At 70.4% G+C, this 18,360-nt stretch carries 12 protein-coding genes and 1 pseudogene; 7 read left to right on the top strand and 6 right to left on the bottom strand.

Annotated features, from left to right (window positions below):
* Nucleotides 1-1,418 (top strand): annotated as a pseudogene (locus KRR26_RS22105) (hypothetical protein); the annotation flags it as partial.
* Between the two features lie 220 nt (nucleotides 1,419-1,638).
* The gene (locus KRR26_RS22100) at nucleotides 1,639-2,385 is read left to right on the top strand and encodes a hypothetical protein (RefSeq protein WP_120202251.1); all 747 of its coding nucleotides are present in this window, start codon (nucleotides 1,639-1,641) and stop codon (nucleotides 2,383-2,385) included.
* Nucleotides 2,386-2,420: 35 nt separating this feature from the next.
* On the opposite strand, the gene KRR26_RS22095 is transcribed toward KRR26_RS22100, so the two are convergent.
* Together KRR26_RS22095 and KRR26_RS22090 are read right to left on the bottom strand one after the other, a co-directional pair.
* Nucleotides 2,421-3,617 carry a hypothetical protein gene (locus KRR26_RS22095; RefSeq protein WP_120201157.1) on the bottom strand — a complete coding sequence of 399 codons (1,197 nt, stop codon included), beginning with the start codon at nucleotides 3,615-3,617 and terminating at the stop codon, nucleotides 2,421-2,423.
* 236 nt (nucleotides 3,618-3,853) lie between these two features.
* Nucleotides 3,854-5,416, bottom strand: a complete 1,563-nt coding sequence (locus KRR26_RS22090) for a hypothetical protein (RefSeq protein WP_217080731.1) — start codon at nucleotides 5,414-5,416, stop codon at nucleotides 3,854-3,856.
* A 160-nt stretch (nucleotides 5,417-5,576) separates the two neighbouring features.
* Between KRR26_RS22090 and KRR26_RS22085 the strand changes: the two genes are divergently transcribed.
* Complete coding sequence (locus KRR26_RS22085; RefSeq protein ID WP_217080730.1) at nucleotides 5,577-5,948, top strand: metallothionein; 372 nt, start codon at nucleotides 5,577-5,579, stop codon at nucleotides 5,946-5,948.
* Here the strand turns inward: KRR26_RS22085 and KRR26_RS22080 are convergent.
* The 3 genes from KRR26_RS22080 to nadA form a co-directional block, all read right to left on the bottom strand.
* Nucleotides 5,941-6,612 (bottom strand): class I SAM-dependent methyltransferase, encoded by a 672-nt coding sequence (locus KRR26_RS22080; RefSeq protein WP_233576507.1) that lies wholly within the window; start codon nucleotides 6,610-6,612, stop codon nucleotides 5,941-5,943. The two genes, KRR26_RS22085 and KRR26_RS22080, sit on opposite strands and share 8 nt — an antisense overlap.
* Nucleotides 6,613-6,768: 156 nt before the next feature.
* Complete coding sequence (locus KRR26_RS22075; RefSeq protein WP_120201149.1) at nucleotides 6,769-7,371, bottom strand: zinc ribbon domain-containing protein; 603 nt, start codon at nucleotides 7,369-7,371, stop codon at nucleotides 6,769-6,771.
* Nucleotides 7,372-7,452: 81 nt separating this feature from the next.
* Nucleotides 7,453-8,385 (bottom strand): quinolinate synthase NadA, encoded by a 933-nt coding sequence (gene nadA / locus KRR26_RS22070; protein ID WP_120201147.1) that lies wholly within the window; start codon nucleotides 8,383-8,385, stop codon nucleotides 7,453-7,455.
* A gap of 368 nt (nucleotides 8,386-8,753) precedes the next feature.
* Here nadA and KRR26_RS22065 point away from each other — a divergent pair, with 368 nt between their 5' ends.
* The 4 genes from KRR26_RS22065 to KRR26_RS22050 all read left to right on the top strand — a co-directional run bounded on the left by KRR26_RS22065 (nucleotide 8,754) and on the right by KRR26_RS22050 (nucleotide 16,414).
* Nucleotides 8,754-11,165: a PilZ domain-containing protein gene (locus tag KRR26_RS22065; protein WP_217080729.1), complete on the top strand. Its 2,412-nt coding sequence runs from the start codon at nucleotides 8,754-8,756 to the stop codon at nucleotides 11,163-11,165.
* Nucleotides 11,162-11,977, top strand: coding sequence for a methyltransferase domain-containing protein (locus KRR26_RS22060; protein WP_199723635.1), 816 nt, complete (start codon nucleotides 11,162-11,164; stop codon nucleotides 11,975-11,977). The genes KRR26_RS22065 and KRR26_RS22060 overlap by 4 nt, the downstream gene beginning before the upstream one ends.
* Nucleotides 11,974-14,889: an ATP-binding protein gene (locus KRR26_RS22055; protein WP_217080728.1), complete on the top strand. Its 2,916-nt coding sequence runs from the start codon at nucleotides 11,974-11,976 to the stop codon at nucleotides 14,887-14,889. The genes KRR26_RS22060 and KRR26_RS22055 overlap by 4 nt, the downstream gene beginning before the upstream one ends.
* Nucleotides 14,890-15,019: 130 nt before the next feature.
* Nucleotides 15,020-16,414, top strand: a complete 1,395-nt coding sequence (locus KRR26_RS22050) for a peptide MFS transporter (RefSeq protein WP_120201141.1) — start codon at nucleotides 15,020-15,022, stop codon at nucleotides 16,412-16,414.
* A gap of 242 nt (nucleotides 16,415-16,656) precedes the next feature.
* Here KRR26_RS22050 and KRR26_RS22045 read toward each other — a convergent pair whose 3' ends face one another.
* Nucleotides 16,657-18,114, bottom strand: a complete 1,458-nt coding sequence (locus tag KRR26_RS22045; protein ID WP_120201139.1) for a POT-type proton-dependent oligopeptide transporter — start codon at nucleotides 18,112-18,114, stop codon at nucleotides 16,657-16,659.
* Nucleotides 18,115-18,360: the final 246 nt, after the last annotated feature.

Genomic DNA, 18,360 nt, shown 5'->3' with positions numbered 1-18,360 from the left:
GCGGCACCGCGCGCGCGAGCAGCACGACGGTGCCGCTGCCCCCCGCGGGCCTCACCGCGCGCCCGGTGCCGCGGCGGCCCACGCACGAGACCCTCAGCGCGCCCGACTACGACAGTGAGCCGGAGCCCGCCACGCAGATGGCGCGTCCGCGAGACCTGCCCACGGCGGACCCTGGCGATGACGACGAGGAGTCCACCGCCGTCCGCACCGTGCCGCTCACCGTCCCGGCGAGCGACGACGCGGAGGATGACGGGGACGGTGAGTTCACCGTTCCGCTGCGCAAGCGCCCGCGCATCGAGGATGTGCCCACACGGCCCATGCCGGGCCCGGGTCGCCGCAGCCTGACGCCGGATGAGCGCCCGGGTCCGCCCGTGCCCGCTCGCGTCCTGGAGTCCCCGGTGGGGCAGGCTCGCGCCACGCCGGAGGCCTTGCGCCCCAGGCGCGCGACGAACCCGGCCTCACCCCTGGCGGCGCCGCCACGCCGGGCCTCGGAGGATGAGGACGACGGCTCCGGAACGCTCTCGCTCACGCAGCCTGTGCAGCGCCCCTCCGCCCACCGGGACGAGGCGCGCACGCAGGACAGCGCCATCACGCCCCCGCCGGCGCCCACCCCGTCGCCGCGCGCGAGTCGGCCCACGACCCCTCCGCGTCCCGCGCCCCTGGATGAGCCCTCGCTGCCGACGGGCGTGAGCTTGTCGGGCGCCACGGATCCCGACTCGTTCGCGGGGACGGCGCTGGATGATGATGACGACGAGTCCACCGTGGGGTCGTCGGAGGCCTTCGCTCGCCGCTCCGAGGATGACGAGGAGCGCGACACGCTGGCTCAGCCCGCGTCGCGCTCGCGCGGCATGCTGGGCGTCGTCCTGCTGGTGGGCGGCGGAATGCTCTTCTTCCTCCTCGCCGCGGGCATCTTCTGGGCGCTGAACTCCCCGGCCTCCTCGGAGCCGGAGCCACCGCCCCCGGAAGTGGGCCAGGCGACGGCCATCGTCCCGCGCGGCGCCGAGCCCCGACCGGCGCCCGAGGTGGCGAGTCCCCCCGTGGACAGCGCGCCCGCGACCTCGGAGGGCATCGACACCGGGGTTTCGGATGCGGGTTCGATTCCCACGGCCGAGAGCCCCCCCGCCGCGGTCGTCGCGCCCGACTCGGTGGATGCCGGCGTGCCGACGCCGCAGGTGGCCGCGACGCCCATCGCCACCGAGGCCAAGGTGCTCTTCGAGGCGCCCGCGAAGACGATTCTCAGCCGCCCAGGTGGAGCCCGCCTGCCCCTCAACAAGGTGCTGACCCTCCCCACGGGCCCCTTGCGCGTGAGTTTTGACTGCCCCGGACGCCGCGCACCTCGGGGTACTGAGACCTACGTCATCCGACCCGACTCCGGGGAGGCCCAGGTGCTCAAAATCTCCTGCAAGGCGCGACGCTAGTCGCATCGGACACTTGCTCGTATGGGGCATCCTCCCCCTGGGGCGGACAAGTGGGACCGGGTGGGGTTGAGTGGACTTAAGTCGTTGGAATCCCTCGGCTTTCTAGCAGGCGAGCGCGTTTACACGTGTCAGACGGGTCCGTAGAATCCCGCCCCACGTCATGGCGCCCTCGAAGAAGCAGAAAAACGTAGTGAAGAAGCGGAGTTACACGGCCGGTCGCGTGGTTCGGCAGAGCCCCGTGGACCCCGAGCCGAACCGCCTGGTGAAGGTGTGGCGGCGGGTGCTCGAGCGCCGTCTGCGCACGCGCCTGCGCGCAAAGGTGGCGGTCGAGATCCACGACAACACGCACACGATGCTCACGTTCCAACGTCAGCGGGCGCTGTGGCGGCTGCGGCTGCACCACATGTTCCTGGCCGCGCCGGACGAGGTGCTCCAGGCGCTCGCGAGCTTCGTTCGGAAGGGGGACCCGGACGCCAGTGCGCTCCTGGACAAGTACATCGAGCGCAACCGCGTGTTCATCCGCCGGTTGTCACCGGCGCAGATGCGCCGACGCATCCGGTTGGAGCCGGTGGGGCAGCACCACGACCTCTTGCGCATCTACGAGCGGCTCAACGAGCGCTACTTCCAGAGTCGCATCGACGCGGCCATCACCTTTGGCCCGGCGCCTCGGGTGAAGCAGCCGCGCAAGAGCATCAAGATGGGCTCGTACTCGGCGGACTCGAAGGTCATCCGCATCCACCCGGCGTTGGACCAGCCGGTGGTGCCCCGGTACTTCGTGGAGTGGATCGTCTTCCACGAGATGCTCCACCACGTGTACCGCGCGCGGCGGGGCGAGGACGGGCGCCGGTGCATCCACCCGCCCGCGCTGATGGCGCACGAGAAGCGCTTCCACGACTACTCGCGCGCGCTGGCCTGGGAGAAGGAGAACCTGGACCTGCTGCTGTGCGCTGGCATGTCCCCGGCCTGAGGGGGGGACGACGGACTCCCCTGCGCCTGAGGGGCTCAGGGGAGGATGAGGCCGCCCGCGCTGCGCCGCTCCGTCGGGAGTGGGGCCCCGGGCGCGGGCGTGGTGGGCTCGGGGTCCCCAGGCAGGGCCTCGGCCGCCGCCAGGGCGAGCACCTTCTGGAACAGGGTGTGGGCGAAGCTGGAGAAGGGCTCGTCGGGCCCGTGATAGAGGCGCCGCGCCTCGCCCCGCGCCACCTGTGCTTCATGCGCGCGGCCGGTGTGCTCGAAGAAGCGGGCCATGTGCCACAGCCGCAGGCCGTAGCGGCGGCGGACCTCTGGCGTGAAGAACGCGCGGGCGGCGCCGAGCACTCTCTGGTGAACCTGCTCCTGGCGCTGCGCCTCGCTGAGGGCGAGCGGGCTGGAGGTGAGCGAGGTCACCTGGGCGAGGAGCTGGCGTGTCTCGAGTTCCGGAGGCAGCCACTCGGCCATCTCTGGGGTGCTGTGGAGCTGGTAGCCCGCGAGGACGTGCCGCGTGTCGTCGGCCTCGGGAGCGGGTGGGGCGGCGGGCTCGGCGCGGGGCTGCACGCCGTGGTGGCGCAGCATCGTGTCCAGCTCGGTGGGGAAGGGCGTGTGCGAGCGGAGGTTGGCGCCGGCGGCCTCGGCCAGCAGGGCGGCGCCTTCCTCTTGCGAGACCTCCACGCCGTACCGGTTCTCGTGCCCGAGCTTGAGCATGCGGCGCACTTCGGCGCGGCTCGTGTCGACGCGGGTCAGCTTGAGCACGCCGCGCTCATCCGAGATGACGGCCTGGGCTACCTCCATGCCTCCGCGGATGGGGCGGGACAGCAGGAGGCCGAACTCGCCGTCCGACGACATCAGCGTGACGAGGGCGGGCAGGGTGTCGGTCGTGGGCGCCGGCTGGACAGGCCCGGACGCGGTGGGGCGCGGCGCTTCGGCCACGGCGACGCCGCGCGAGCGCAGCCGGTACAGCGCCTTCTTGGCGGCCTTGGCCAGGGACTTCACCGACGAGGCGGCCAGGGCCTCGGGCAGCGCGGCGTGTCCGTCCACGACGGCGCCCTCCAGCACGGCGGCGGCGAGGGCCTCGGGGAGCACCTCCACGTCGGAGGCGCAGAGCGAGGCAGTGTCGCGCGCGAGGGCTCGTGCCCGGTCCACGGCATCAGGAGGGAAGGCGGGCAGCGGCGTGCCGGCGCGCAGCGCATCCAGCAAGGGACGGGGCTCGGTGGGCGAGGGGCTCATGTGCGTCCCCCTTCTATCGCACGTCGAGCGAAATCGCGGTCTCTGCAAGGCTCCGCCGCCCAGCAGGCCACAGTCGCCAGGACTCCAAGGTCCGCGACGACGCGCGAGCCAGCTTGCGCCATGTGCTCGGTGGCAGATGCCCGCGACGGAGCCGCCGCTGACACGTACCAACCGGAACCCCCGCCTCGGCGCGGCTGCGCCGAACCTCCGTCGGCGCAGTGGCAAGAACTCCAGGGTCAGCGACGACGCACGAGCCAGCTTGAGCCGGCGTGCTCGACGATGACGAGGTCCGACTGGAGCCTGGCGCCGAACACGCGCGATGGATGCACGCCCCGGACGAGGAAGTGGTCGTACCAGTCGCCCTCGGTGTCCCAGCGCATGTCCTGGGGGCGCCACTCGGAGGGGAAGGTCGGCGGCGCTTCGTCTCGGTAGCGCAGCGGCGAGTGGGGCGTGGAGGCGAAGGTGAAGTTGGGCACTCCGCCCCGAGCGCGCGCCAGCACCGCGGCGCTGTGCAGGAAGACCGGGAAGCGCACCACGCGCGAGCCCGGGTCGAACACGAGCCCCATGACCTTCGGGCGCGACGCCGTGGCGGCGGCCAGCGCATCCCACTCGGAGGCCTCGCGCGAGAAGGCTCGGAACCCGGATGCCATCACTCCCGCCAGGAGCAGCGCGCACGCGGCGGCGGCCAGCCTCAGCGGACGCCACGTGTCTGGCGCGGCGGCGGGCATGGCGATGATGAGCAGGGCCGCGGCCAGGTGGGCGTAGCGCGTGTTGAGGTAGTAGACGTAGCCGCGAATATCGAAGGGCAGCAGGAAGAAGAGCGCGAGCCCCAGCAGCGCGAGCCCCAGCAATCGGAAGCGCGCCACGGAGCCCTCGGCGCGTGGGCCGGGCCGCATGAGTCCCAATCCCCAGCCCCCGAGCGCCACCGCGCCCACGGCGTACAGCGGCCAACGGTCCGAACCGTCATGGAACGTGTTGGCGAGCACCTGGAGGAACTCGGCGCGGTTCTGCTCGAAGCCCTTCCACGCCAGGTTCTGCGGCGAGAGCGGGGGACCCCAGGCGTGCCACGGGGCTCCCGGTTGGATGTCCGGCGCGTCGCCAAAGCGCAGCACCACCCAGGCGAGGAACAGCGCCACGCTGGGCATCACGCCCACGAGCGCGGCCAACCTCGGCCGCACGCGGTCCACGAACCGCGCCACCTGGGCATCTTCCGGCACCGGCGTGGTGAGCAGCAGCCAGGGCAGGCCCACCGCGAGGAACCCAAAGGCCTGCACATGAAAGAGGAGCACCGCGACCAGGCACGCCGCGAGCCCCACGGCCCAGGCTCGGCGGCGAGACACCTCCGTCAGTGTCCGCACGAACAGGCCGCAGCACAGGAATGTCAGCGGAAGCGCGGCGAGGTAGTTGATGAAGCCCCAGCCGAAGCTGTCCCCATACGCCAGCGGCAGCGCGAGCAGCGCGGGCCACGTGGGGCGCCCCAGCGAGCGCAGGAGAAACGCCAGGCTCAGCGGAAGCCCCACCACGTAGGCGGTGAGGAAGACGCGGTTGGCCAGCTCCAGCGGCAGCAGCCAGTTCAGCGCGCTGACCAGATAGTAGTACCCGAGGTAGGGCGTCAGCGCGTGGCGCGCGGCGAAGAGCTGGGGATACAGCGTGGTGGGGTCATCCAGCCGGTGCAGGACCGAGATGAGGTACAGGTGCTGCGGCAGGTCCACCATGGGCAGCGCGCGGGACACCCACAGAGGCAGGGCGCCCAAGAAGAGCGCGGCGACGGTGATGAGGCGATCGGTTCGGTTCGGCACGGGAAATGGGCGCGGACTGTATGCGGCGGCTCCCCTCCGAGCGAGCAGCCCCTGTGGGGTAGGTAAAGGTGGGGCCGTGTTCTTGGCACTGGGGTAGGCGCTGGGGTATAGGCGCACCTGTAGCAGGGGACGGCGACTGTCCCCGGCGAGGAGAGCGGACATGACGCGCATCGCGGCTGTGCTCACGGCGGGACTGCTGGCGGGTGGCCTGTTGGGCGCACCAGGCAGGGCGGATGCCTGCGAGGCCCACGCGAAGGCCGCGGCAACCGCCCCCGAGCCTTCCTCCCCCGAGGCGAGGCCCGCCGAGAAGGCCGAGGCCGCGCGCCCACTGGACGAGTTGGATGAGCTCGTGGCCGGCAAGTGCTCGTGCGGGAGCAAGGCGGACTGCACTTGCAAGAAGGGCGCGTGCGAGTGCAGCAAGTGCAAGGGCCGGCACCCGGCGCGCCAGGTGATGGACGCGCTGCGCGGCCACTCGCCGGAGCCCAAGCTCCAGGACGCGCGCTACGACGCGTCCGCCGGCATCTTCATCTAGGCGTCTGCGCCGAGCCCTTCTGGGCCTTCACCACCAGCAGCGGCGGCAGGGAGACGCGCTCGAAGCGCACCAGCCCCGCCGCGCTCGCCGCCGCCTTGAGGGATGCCTCGGTGCGTGGATGAAGCCCCGCGCTGCGATGGAGCGCGGCGGCGGGCCGGGCCGGCGGCAGATAGGTGGCCGCCACCCAGCGGCCTTCCGGGCGCAGCACGCGGGCCACTTCCAACAACAGCCGGCCCAGGTCCTCCACGAAGTGGAGCGAGCCCGCCATCAGCACCGCGCCCAGGGACGCGTCCTGGAACGGTAGGGCAGGGGCCTCGGCGCGCAGGAAGTCCACCGCCGCGCCGTCCTCGCGCGCCTGCCCCACGCCCTCCTCCAGCATGGCCCGTGACACGTCCAGGCCCAACACGGGCGGGAAGCCCGGCTCGCGCGCGAGCTTTCTCGCCACCCACCCAGTGCCGCAGCCCACGTCGAGCACGGGCGCCTCGGGCTGGCCCAGCAGCGTGCGCAAGAGGACGTACTCGCTCTCGCGGTCCAGCGGTTGGCGGGTGAGGGCGCGCTGAAGGGCGGGGCGCACGTAGCGCTCGAAGGAGCGGGCCACCCAGCGCTGCTCCAGGCCGCGCTGCACGGCGCCCAGGCGCGGAGGCTCCAGGACCAGGTCCGCCACCCCTTCCGCCACGGGGTAGCTGGCCCCGCAGTCCGCACAACGCAAAGGGCCGAAGTGGAGGACCGCGGCGTCGTCCGGAGGGCTCAGGTGGGAGCGCCTGCATCGGGGACACCGCAGCAACTGGAGGAGCGCACGCCGCATGGGCGGCGCACCCTATCAGGCGGAGGGGGCCTTCGAGCGCCCCGCGCGCGCGCCCTCGGCGACGAGCACCGGCCACCCTCGGGCCATGGCCTCACGGAAGAAGGCGGCCAACTGGCGCCGGCCCGCGTTCACCGCGCCCTGGAAGGGGTCGATGAGGGCTTCCTCTCCGAGGCTCCGGGCCGCGTTGAGCTCCACGGGCGTGCCGCAGCGCTCACAGCGGATGGACACCTGCCGCACCAGCGCGACCGGGACGGCGTAGCGCGCGCCGCACTCGGCGCACTTCCATACCAGGGCGCGTTCACCGGACTCGCGCCGGGCCAGCGCTTCCAACTCGTCGGCCAGGCGCAGCAGGGCGGGCAGGTCCTGGGGCGGCTGCGCGAACACGGCGCTCGGGCCATAGCCCGCGCCAGGGGAGCCGTGGGCAGGAGGACGGTCGCCTTGCAGCAGGGCGCGAAGCCGGTCCCGGGCGCGCTCGTCGCGGAACTCAGCGCCGGTGAGGGCGCGCTCCACGGCCTCGTGCATCGGAGGGAGCTCCGGCTCGAGGCGCTCATCATCCGGCAGCGTCTGCGACGAATCCGTCAGGCGATGCCCTGGAACTGCGAGAAATCGGAAGGCCACGGGCTCTCCATTGCACCCTGGCTCGCCCGGCGCAAGGCGGGAGTTGGCGAATGTCCGCCCCCGCGACAGTGTGACCCGGCCCTACCGCGACCACTCCAACATGCGCGTCAGGGGCGCGAGCGCCGCACCCTGCAGGTCCAGTGGCAGCACCAGCTCGGGCGTCCGGTCCTTCATGCACCGGTAGAGCTTCTCCAACGTGTTGAGTCGCATGTACGGGCACTCGTTGCACGCGCACCCGTTGTCCGGCGGCGCCGGGATGAAGGTCTTGTGCGGCGCGCCCTTCTTCATCTGGTGGAGGATGCCCGCCTCGGTCACCACGATGAACTTCTCGGCGGGGCTCGTCACCACGTGGTCCAGGATGGCCTTGGTGGATCCGATGAAGTCCGCGTGGCGCAGCACGGCCTGCTCGCACTCGGGATGGGCCACCACGCGCGCGTCCGGGTGCTCGACCTTGAGCTGCACGAGCTTCTTCTCGCTGAAGATCTCATGGACGATGCAACTGCCCGGCCACAGCACCATGTCCCGCCCGGTCTCCTTCATCACGTGGCGGCCCAGGTGCTGGTCCGGCGCGAACAGGATGCGGCGGTCCTTGGGGATGCGGTTGACGATCTTCACCGCGTTCGAGGACGTGCAGATGACGTCGCTCATCGCCTTCACCGCGGCGGAGCTGTTCACGTAGCTCACCACGAAGGCATCCGGATGCTGCGCCTTGAACGCCTGGAACGCGGCGGGTGGGCAGCGGTCCGACAACGAGCAGCCGGCCTTCAGGTCCGGCAGCAACACCTGCTTGCCCGGGTTGAGGATCTTCGCGGTCTCGGCCATGAAGTGCACGCCGCAGAACACGATGACGTCCGCGCGCGTCGTGGCCGCCGCCTGCGCGAGCGCCAGACTGTCCCCCACGAAGTCCGCGACGTCCTGGACCTCGCTCTCCTGGTAGTAGTGCGCCAGGATGACCGCGTTCATGGAGCGCTTGAGCTCCGCGATCTCCCGCTCCAAGTCGACTGCGACGCCCATCGGGGGCCTCCCTCGCTGGAGCGTCATTTAACCGGCATGCCGGATGGGAGCCAGCCTCACGTCCCGCCCCCCTGGCCGCCCACACGCGCAGCGGGTTCCGACGGTCGGATGACACCCCCGGAGTGCGTGCCGCATGGCCCCTCTAGGCCCCGCTGCTGGGTTCGTTAAGATGCGCCCACGTTTCCCGCCGTCCTGCATCCTGACTTAAGAAAAACTTGTTTGTCCTGTTTCCAGGATGATCAAGGGAGAACGACTCCCTGGGCCCGCGTCTGTCCTCAGGCGTCCGCGGGCTGGGGTGCCCACGTTCTCCCTACCTGGTGAGTTATGCGGTCCGGGGCTGGAGGCAGTCCCCGGTACGAGGAGGACGTATGAGCGTGTCCACGCGTGCTGTCCTGGTCGTCCATCCGAGCGCGGAGCGCCGTGCTCAACTCCGAGAAATCCTGGCGGAATATGAAGTTATCGAAGCGACCAACCGCTTGGATGCTTCGAAATTTCTGGTCCGGACTCCGCCCGCCCTGGTGTTGACGACCCCGGAGCTCTTCCCGCGGTTGCTCAAGGACCTGGAGCGGTCCGCGCCCCGGGCGGTGCGCGTGGTGCTGTGCCCTCGGCGGACGGTCCAGGTGCAGCAGGAGCTGGTGGACCTGGCGGCCGCGGGCCACATGTTCTTCACCCTGGAGGAGGAGCCGCTGGACGCGCTGCGCAAGGCGCTCCACGAGCTCATGCAGGTGCGCGGCTCGGGGCGGCGCGACCCCGCCGAGCCCTTCATGGCGCACTTCGAGGCCGGGGGCGTGCGCTACCAGGCGGAGGTGGCCGACGTGGGGACGGGGGGCGTGGGCTTGCATCTGATGGGCGGCGTGCACGTGGAGCGCCTCACGCCCGGCACGCGGCTGGAGGGCCTGGTGCTGACGCGGCGCGACGGGACGCCGGTGCTGAACGCGGTGGGCGCCACGGTGCGCGTGCTGCGCGCGATGAACGGCGCGGGGGGCCACCACCTGGGCGTGTCCATGGAGCGGCCGCCGCGTGCGGAGGAGGGCTCGCTGTCGGCGGTGCTCCAGGACCGCGTGGCCATCCACGGGCTCTTGCGGCGGGCGGTGCGGCGCGGGGCGGCGTTTTCGCTGCGCAGCCACGAGGGCAACCGGCTGGTGGACTTTGGCCATGCGCGCTTCGCCATGGAGTCCACGCGCCTCCTGCTGTCCGAGCAGCGCCACACCGCGGAGCTGTTCAACCCCGGGGACATGGTGCAGCTGTGCTTCGACCTGGGCGGCATGAGCCACGTGGGCACCACGGCGGTGCTCAGCCAGGACGGCGCGGTGCTCGCGGTGGCCATCCCGCGCTCGTTGACCGAGTACCACCGCCGCAACAGCCTGCGCTTTCGCTCCACGCCGGATCGGCCCTTCGCCATCTCGTTCGTGGCGCCGCTCACCGGCGAGGAGGTGTACCGCCCGCTCTTGGATCTCCACGTGGGCGGCGTGGCCTTCTCGTTCGACGCGGGGCACGAGGTGTATCCGCCGGGCCTGCGGTTGGACGCGCTCACGCTGCACCTGCCCGGAGGCAGCACCGCGCGGTGTCGCGGACATGTGGTGGACACCGGCCCGCTGGCGCACTCGGATGAGACGCGCACCATGGAGCGGCCGCGCCGCTGCGGCGTGCGCTTCGACGAGCTGGATGACGTGGCGCACCGGGCCATCATGGAGGCCTTCATCCACGCGCGCTGCCCCTTCATCCACGACGGCTCGATGCTCCCGTTCCCGGCCATCTGGGACATGTTCCGCGCCGCGCGGGTGCGCTTCCCGGACTATCCGCTGGAGGGCGGGCCCGCGCTCACCACGCTGGAGGATTCACACCGCATGCTCGGTGACGGGCGCCACGGCCTGTCCAAGACGCTGGTGTTCGAGCGCGATGGCGACTTGCGCGGCCACTCCTCGGGCCTGCGCATCTACTCGCGCACGTGGATGTCTCAGCACCTCGTGGTCCGCCCGGGCTATCACCGTCAGGAGTCCATCTCGCAGGACCTGGTGAGCCTCGCGGTCGACTACGCCGAGTCGCTCGGTGACATCGATTACCTGCGCGGACTCTGGCGCGGCCACAACCGCTGGAGCGCGCGCATCTTCGGCGGCATCGCGGCGCGCATGCAGCGCCCGGGGCTCAGCAGCCTCCACGCCTATACGCCGTGCCGCATCCCCATCCAGCGCGCGCTGGCGATGGATCCAGGCGCGTGGCGCGTGCGCCCCGCCGCCGAGGAGGACGTGGCCTGGCTGGAGGCCTACCTGCGCGAGCATCAGGACATCGTCCGCCTGCGCAGCACGGACTTGCTCGGCGACGAGATGCGCCTCACGACGCTGTCGCGCCGCTACGCCGAGCAGGGCCTCGAGCGCGGACGCGAGTTCGCCGTGGTGGACGGGCCTTCCGGGCCTCTTGGAATGGTTGTCATGGAATCCATGACTCCAGGCTTGTTTTGGGCGGAGTGGTTCAACGCATTCTGGATGGTCATTCCCGACCCGGCGTCACCGCATGCGAACGAGGTGCGGCGCGCGTTGGTGGCGCATGCCTCGCGGCGGATGGCCGAGCGGGGCCGGCCCGTGGCAGAGTGCCTGGCCGAGGACGGGGACCTCTCCCTGCTGGCGACGCTGGGCTTCCAGAACCTCGGGCGCGTGTTCGAGTGGAGCATTCATCGGACGCTGGCGCGCGAGTGGAACAACCAGCTCGTCTCCGTCTTCGAGCGTCTGTCGCGTCCACAAGAGGACGAGGCGACCCTGGAAGGGCACGAGACGGCGGCATGACCTATCTGATGGAGTCGGATTCCGAGGCGCGGCGGCTGCTGGAGCAGGAGCGCTCCTCTCCGAGTCTGGAGCGCTTGCGGGTGACGGGGCTGCGCCCGGGCGCGGTGGTGCTCGACGCGGGCTGTGGCCCCGGAGCCATCACCGCGTCGTTGGTGCGCATGGTGGGGCCAGAGGGGCGGGTCGTCGCGTTGGATCCCAGCGAGCCTCGGTTGGAAGAGGCCGCGCGGGTGCTGCACGGGATGGACAACGTGGAGCTGGTCTGCGCGGCGTTGCCTCAATCGGGCCTGCCCGCGTCCCTGGCCCAGACGGGACTTCCGTCGGATCACTTCGACTACACGTGGTGCCAGTACGTCTTCGAGTACCTGCGGGATCCGGAGACGGCGCTCGATGAGCTCATCCGGGTGACGCGGCCGGGCGGCAAGGTGGTGGTGGCGGACATCGACGGGGTGGGGCTGCTCAACTGGCCCTTCCCCGCGCTGCTGCGCGACGGCACCGAGAAGCTGATGCGCGCGCTGACGGAGCAGGGGTTGGACCTGAACGTGGGGCGCAAGCTCTACCACCTGTTCCGCCAGCACGGCCTGCGCGACGTGCGCGTGCACCTGTCTCCGTTCTACGTGGTGGGCGGCCGCGCGGATGACGCCATGGTGGCGGACTGGTCGCTGCGCTTCGACGTGCTCAAGCCCATTGGGGTGCCCGCGCTGGGCGGGGAGGCGGCCTACACGCAGTTCCGCGACGCGTTCCTGGAGATGCTGCGCGACGAGGAGACCTTCAAGTACGCCGTGGTGCTGACCACGGAAGGGACCAAGCCATGACGTCGGGAGGCGCGGCGCCGGACGACCTGGCGCCAGTCCCCGCCGATACCCCGGAGATCAGCGTCCGGACCCTGCGCGGCTTCCTCCTGCACTTCGAGGAGGCCTATGGCCGCGAGCGGCTGGCCGCGCTGTGGGCGCGCGAGAAGCTGCCGTTGCCACTGAGCTACGTGGAGACGCTGTCTCACTTCGTGTCGCTGCGCTTCGTGGAGTCCATGTTGGACCTCATGGTGCGCGACTCGGGGGACCCGGAGTTCGCGACGAAGGCGGGCATGCGCATCGCGAGCCCCGGCGCCATGGGCTTCGCGTACTACATGCTCAAGGCGCTCGCGACGCCGGCCGTCTGCTACGAGCGCACCGTGGAGCTGGGGCCCACCTTCAACCGGGTGGGCACCTTCCGCATCGTGCAGATGGGCAGCGACCAGATGGTGCTGCGCTACACGTCGCGCATCCCCGAGCACGGCCGCAACCTGTGCCGCGCGCGCATGGGCAACTTCGCGTCGCTGCCCACCATCTGGGACCTGGCGCCCGCGGAGGTGCGCGAGACGCAGTGCCACGTGGAGGGCGCGCCCTGTTGTGAGTACCACCTGCGCTGGCAGGCGTTGCCGCCGGTGGCGTGGCGCCGCTATGTGGGCGGGTTGGTGGGCGTGGTGGGCGGATTGATGGCGCATGCGCTCGCGCTCGGGCCGGCGGGCTTCTCCGTGGGCGCGTTCGCGTTGACGGGCTCCGCGCTGGGCGCGTGGCTGGACACGCGCGCGGAGCTGGAGCGCAAGGACCTGCAGCTCAACGAGCAGCATCAAGGGCTCAAGCGCTCGCTGGAGGACCTGCAGCGGCGCAACGAGGAGATCTTCCGCACCAACCTGGAGCTGGAGGACCGCGTCGAGGCGCGCACGCGCGAGCTGTCCGAGGCCAACTCCAAGCTGGAGGCCGCGCTCGTGCGGCAGCAGGAGTTGGATCGCGTCAAGAGCGAGTTCTTCGACAACGTGAGCCATGAGCTGCGCACGCCGCTCACGCTCATCCTCCTGTCGCTGGAGTCGCTCCAGAAGAAGGCGCCGGAGGAGCTGCCCGAGGTGCTGCGCCAGCACCTGGCCACCATGGACCGCAGCGCGCAGCGCCTCCTGCGGCTCATCAACAACCTGCTGGACCTGGCGCAGCTCGAGTCCGGCAAGGTGCGCTTGCGCTACCACCCGCTGGAGCTGCACGGCTTCCTCACCACGCTGCTCCTGCCGTTCCGCACCATGGCGGAGAAGCAGGGCGTGGAGCTGGTGCTGGATGGGCAGACCGTCTCGCCGGTGCACGTGGACAGCGAGCGCATTGACATCGTGTTCCAGAACCTGGTGTCCAACGCGCTCAAGTTCACCCAGGCGGGCCGCGTCACGGTGCGCGTGCGCGAGGACGACACGGACGTGCACGTGGAGGTGGTGGACACGGGGCCGGGCATCGCGCAGCGCGACCTCGCCGTCATCTTCGATCGGTTCGCTCAGGCGGACACGTCCGGCACGCGCCGGTTTGGCGGCACGGGCATTGGCCTCGCGCTGGTGAAGGAGACGCTGGAGCTGCACTCGGGTGGCATCTCGGTGATGAGCGAGGTGGGCCGAGGCTCCAACTTCCACGTGCGGTTGCCGAAGGGCACGGCGCACGTGCGCGACGAGCTGCGCGAGCGCCGACGCCAGGATGTCCCGGTGCGCCGCGACCGCCGCATCTCTGGCAACTTCCCCTCGCTGTCGACCCAGGCGCCCACCGCGGCTCCCTCCTCGGCGCCGCATGACCACCCGGGGCCGGATCAGCGCGCGCCGCGCGTGCTGGTGGTGGAGGACGACCACGAGATTCGCGCGTTCATCGCGGGCATCCTGGAGCAGCACTACCGCGTGCTGGAGGCGTCCAACGGCGAGGAGGGCCGGCAGCGCGCGATGACCGAGCATCCGGACCTGGTGCTCTCCGACGTGATGATGCCGGTGATGTCCGGCCTCCAGCTCCTGGACGTGCTGCGCGCGTCGCCGCAGACGGTGGACATCCCCTTCATCCTGCTCACCGCGCGTCAGGATGTGTCCGCCAAGGTGGAGGCGTTGGGCTCGGGGGCCAATGACTACCTGGGCAAGCCCTTCAGTCCTCGCGAGCTGCTGGCCCGTGTGGAGACGCAGCTGCGCCTGCGCGAGGCCGCGGTGCGCGCGGCGGAGAACGAGCGGCTGGCGGCCATCGGTCTTTTGACGTCGGGCTTCGCGCACGAGGTGCGCAACCCGCTCAACGGCTTGATGAACGCGCTGGTGCCGCTGAAGGAAGTGGTGCAGGGCGGGCAGGGCACGGACCCCGACATGGGCGTGGCCATGCTGGAGGTGATGGAGGAGTGCGGTCAGCGCATCCGCCACCTCGCCGAGTCGCTCTTGTCCTTTGTCCGCACGGCGGAGAAGCCCGTGGCGGTGCGCCTGGACGCCGCGCTGGACTCCACGCTGAGCGTGCTGGGCTGGAAGGTGCCGCCGGGCGTGGTGGTGGAGCGCGCGTACCACTGCTCGGAGCCCGTGCTGGGGGACCCGGGCACGCTCAACCAGGTGTGGCTCAACCTGCTCGACAACGCGCTGCGCGCCGTGGGGGAGAGCGGGCGGGTGCGCGTGGCCACCGCGCGCGAGGGCGACGAGGTGCTCGTGTCCTTCACCGACACGGGCGTGGGCATCCGCCCCGAGGACATGGAGCGCATCTTCCAGCCCTTCTTCTCCACCCGCGCGGCCGGAGAGGGCACGGGGCTGGGGCTCGCGCTGAGCCGGCGCATCATCCTCCAGCACGGAGGGCGCATCGGCGTGTCGAGCAAGCCGGGCGAGGGGACGCGAGTGGAGGTCCGCCTGCCATTGCGTCCGACGGTGGGCGGGGCGCCTGCTCCCACGCCGCCCTCCCAGGACAGGTGGACGCGCCGGCTCGGCTGAGTGCGTCACGACGGGCCGGAAATTCCGCCGCTTCTCAGGTGTCCTCTCTGTCAACGCAAAGGGACGGCTCTGCTACACTGCCGTGCCTTTTCCAGTCCTACCCCTCACATCCTTTCGAGGAAGACACGGCATGCAAAGCACCGTCGCCGCAGGCGAGACCCGCAAGGGACATCCCCCCGGCCTCTACCTGCTGTTCGCCACCGAGATGTGGGAGCGCATGTCCTATTACGGCATGCGCGGCCTGCTGGTGCTCTTCCTCACGGCCAAGGTCGCCGACGGAGGGCTCGCGTGGACCAACGCGGCGGCGCTCGATATCTACGGCACGTACACCGGGCTGGTGTACCTGACGCCCATCCTGGGCGGTTACATCGCGGACCGGTACATCGGGCAGCGCAAGGCCGTGGTGATTGGCGCCGTGCTGATGGTGCTCGGCCACTTGCTGTTGGCCTTGCCCGGCATGGCCATCTTCTACGCGGGCCTGGGCCTGCTGATTGTGGGCAACGGCTTCTTCAAGCCCAACATCTCCACCATGGTGGGCGGGCTGTACCCGAAGGGCGATGGGCGCCGGGATGCCGGCTTCACCATCTTCTACATGGGCATCAACCTGGGCGCGCTGTTGGGCAACTTCATCTGCGGCACGCTGGGTGAGAAGGTGGGCTGGCACTGGGGCTTCGGCTCGGCCGGCGTGGGAATGTTCCTGGGCCTCATCATCTTCCTCGCGCTGTCGAAGAAGCTGTTGGGCGACGTGGGCCTGGCTCCGGCGCCCCAGCCGGTGGTGGCCGCCTCGAGCGCGACGCCCTCCTCGCCGCGCGGCTTCACGCGCCAGGAGATCGACCGCATCATCGCCATCTTCATCATCTCGATGTTCGTCGTCGTCTTCTGGACGGGCTTCGAGCAGGCCGGCGGCCTGATGAACCTCTATACGAACCAGAAGGTGGACCGGACCATGTTCGGCTGGGAGGTTCCCACCACGTGGTTCCAGAACTTCAACTCCATCTTCGTCGTGTCGCTGGCCCCGGTGGTGGCGCTGGTGTGGAGCTTCATGTCCGCGCGCGGCAAGGACCTGAGCTCGGCGGTGAAGATGGCCCTGGGCCTGCTGTTCATGGGCATTGGCTTCGTCTTCATGATGGGGGCCTCGCGCGAGAGCGAGCTGTTGGGCAAGGCCGCCTCGTGGTGGGTCATCGCGGCGTACCTGTTCCACTCGGTGGGTGAGCTGTGCTTGTCCCCGGTGGGCCTGTCCATGGTCACCAAGGTGGCCCCGGCGCGCGTCGTCTCCGCGATGATGGGCGTGTGGTTCCTCGCGAACGCGGCGGCCAACAAGCTGGCCGGTGTCCTCGGTTCGCGCGCGGACAAGCTGGGCGAGATGGGCGTGTTCGAGGCCATCGCCATCGGCGCCATTGCCTCGGGCGTGCTGCTGCTGGCGCTCGCCCCGGTCATCAAGCGGATGATGCACGGCACGGATCAGGGCGAGACGCCCACCGACTCGTCCGAGTCAGACGGCCGCCCGGTGTCCTCCGCGGCCTGACCGACAGCCGTGACTCCCGGAGGGGCACTGCCGCTGCCCCCCGGACATGAAAACGCCGGAGCACCCTCGGGGCGCTCCGGCGTTTTTCATTGCCCCGAAGTCCGAGTGGCGCGCCACGAGGGCCTTGGGGCTCGGGCTTCGGGGGGCGGTGGCCGCGCTCCGTCAGGGCGTGGGCCTGAAGCCAATGCCGTGCGGGGTGTCCTAGTGGCGAGCCCTCGGTCGGGGCCCGCCGCGGAGGCGGCTCAGGTCGCGGGCGCGGCGGCCGGCGCGGCGCCCTCCGAAGGCGCGGGCACCGGGGCCTGGTAGTAGTCGCGGACCACGAAGCGGCGGGCGACGAGCGCCATGCCCACGGCGGCGGCGGCGGCGAAGCTCGCGTAGAAGAAGAACTGGCCCGCGCCGGTGAAGACGTTCAGCTCGGAGGCGATGGCCACCGCGATGTTCGCCGTGGCGTTGCAGACGAGCCAGATGGACTGCACCACGCTCTTCATCTCGCGCGGCGCCTGGGTGTACGCGAACTCCAGGCCCGTGGTGGACACGAGAATCTCCGCCACCGTCAGCACGATGTAGGGCAGGAGCTGCCAGGCGATGTTGAGCGTGGTGCCGTGCTCCATCATCACCTGATAGCCGCCCGCGATGACGTACGCGACCGCGCCCACCGCGAGCCCCAGGGGCATGCGCCGCAGCGGTGTCAGCTCCATGCCCGCGCGCTGCAGGGCCGGGTACACCACCGCCGTGAGGAACGGGATGAGCAGCATCACCAGCGCGGGGTTGATGAACTGCATCTGGCTGGGCTCGAACTTCAGCGGGCCCACGTAGGGGTCCATGGAGCGGGCCTGGACCACCCAGGTGGAGGCCTTCTGGTCGAACAGCATCCAGAAGAAGGGCACGAACGGGAGCATCAAGCCGCTGATGCGGAAGACGGCCTTGGCGCCCTCCACGGCCTCGGGCGGGTGCCGCTGCAGCGCTGCGTCCAGCCAGTGGGACTTCGCACCCGCGGGCGCCTCCGGGCGCTTCCGGGAGAGGGCGGAGAGCACGATGCGCAGGAAGGAGTGCGGGTTGGGCCCCGAGGGCGGCACCAGCACGTAGTGCTTGCGGCCCAGCCAGAACAGGAACGTCGCGACGAACATCAGGACGCCGGGGATGCCGAAGGCCACCGCGGGCCCCAGCTTCTTGAGCGCCAGCGGGATGAACAGCGACGCGAACAGCGAGCCCAGGTTGATGGTCCAGTAGAAGATGGCGAAGATCTTCTTCAAGAGGTGCTTGTTCTTCGCCGTGAACTGGTCGCCCACCATGGCCGCCACGCACGGCTTGATGCCGCCGCTGCCCACCGAGATGAGCAAGAGGCCGGTGAAGAAGCCGGGGATGCTGTTCTCGAACAGCGCGAGGCACGCGTGCCCGGCGCAGTACACCAGGCTCAGCCAGAGGATGACGCGGAACTTGCCGAAGAACCGGTCCGCCAGCCACCCGCCCACCAGCGGGAACCAGTACACGCCGAACATGAAGAAGTGGAAGAGCGCCTTGGCCCGCGTGGTGCGCATCTCCGTGTCCGGAATCTGCGTCAGGAGCAGGTAGTCGATGAGGAACACCGTGAGGATGTTCCGCATCCCGTAGAAGCTGAAGCGCTCACACGCCTCGTTCCCGATGATGTAGGGGATCTGCGGCGGAAAGCGGTCGTCCTGCCCGGTACGTGTCTCGGCCATGGGAGGGCGAACCTACCCAAGCCCACCCTTGGACTCCACCGGCCTGGTGGCCCCACGGCCCTCGCTCGCCCGGCCACCGTCTCGCGCCCACGCAGGTGCAACCGCGTTGCAGATGCAAGCGGAGCACGCACGCTTGCCCACCCACCCGGAGCGTGCGGCTAAATAGCTCTGGCGGTTTATGCGTGAATTATGTCTATGCCGGATTTGACATGAATTAAGGAGTCTCTATCATTCCGGATACTCCAA

The sequence above is a fragment of the Citreicoccus inhibens genome, from assembly GCF_019039035.1.
In the GTDB taxonomy this organism is placed as follows: domain Bacteria; phylum Myxococcota; class Myxococcia; order Myxococcales; family Myxococcaceae; genus Citreicoccus; species Citreicoccus inhibens.
The sequence above is the reverse complement of the archived record's forward strand: the minus strand, read 5'-3'. Positions and strand labels throughout refer to the sequence as shown.

Excerpts from the sequence above, each read along its gene's own strand:
- KRR26_RS22085 (WP_217080730.1), top strand. The coding sequence starts at position 5,577 with ATGACGCGCATCGCGGCTGTGCTCACGGCGGGACTGCTGGCGGGTGGC.
- KRR26_RS22060 (WP_199723635.1), top strand. The coding sequence starts at position 11,162 with ATGACCTATCTGATGGAGTCGGATTCCGAGGCGCGGCGGCTGCTGGAG.
- nadA (WP_120201147.1), bottom strand. The coding sequence starts at position 8,385 with ATGGGCGTCGCAGTCGACTTGGAGCGGGAGATCGCGGAGCTCAAGCGC.
- KRR26_RS22050 (WP_120201141.1), top strand. The coding sequence starts at position 15,020 with ATGCAAAGCACCGTCGCCGCAGGCGAGACCCGCAAGGGACATCCCCCC.
- KRR26_RS22045 (WP_120201139.1), bottom strand. The coding sequence starts at position 18,114 with ATGGCCGAGACACGTACCGGGCAGGACGACCGCTTTCCGCCGCAGATC.
- KRR26_RS22095 (WP_120201157.1), bottom strand. The coding sequence starts at position 3,617 with ATGAGCCCCTCGCCCACCGAGCCCCGTCCCTTGCTGGATGCGCTGCGC.
- KRR26_RS22055 (WP_217080728.1), top strand. The coding sequence starts at position 11,974 with ATGACGTCGGGAGGCGCGGCGCCGGACGACCTGGCGCCAGTCCCCGCC.
- KRR26_RS22065 (WP_217080729.1), top strand. The coding sequence starts at position 8,754 with ATGAGCGTGTCCACGCGTGCTGTCCTGGTCGTCCATCCGAGCGCGGAG.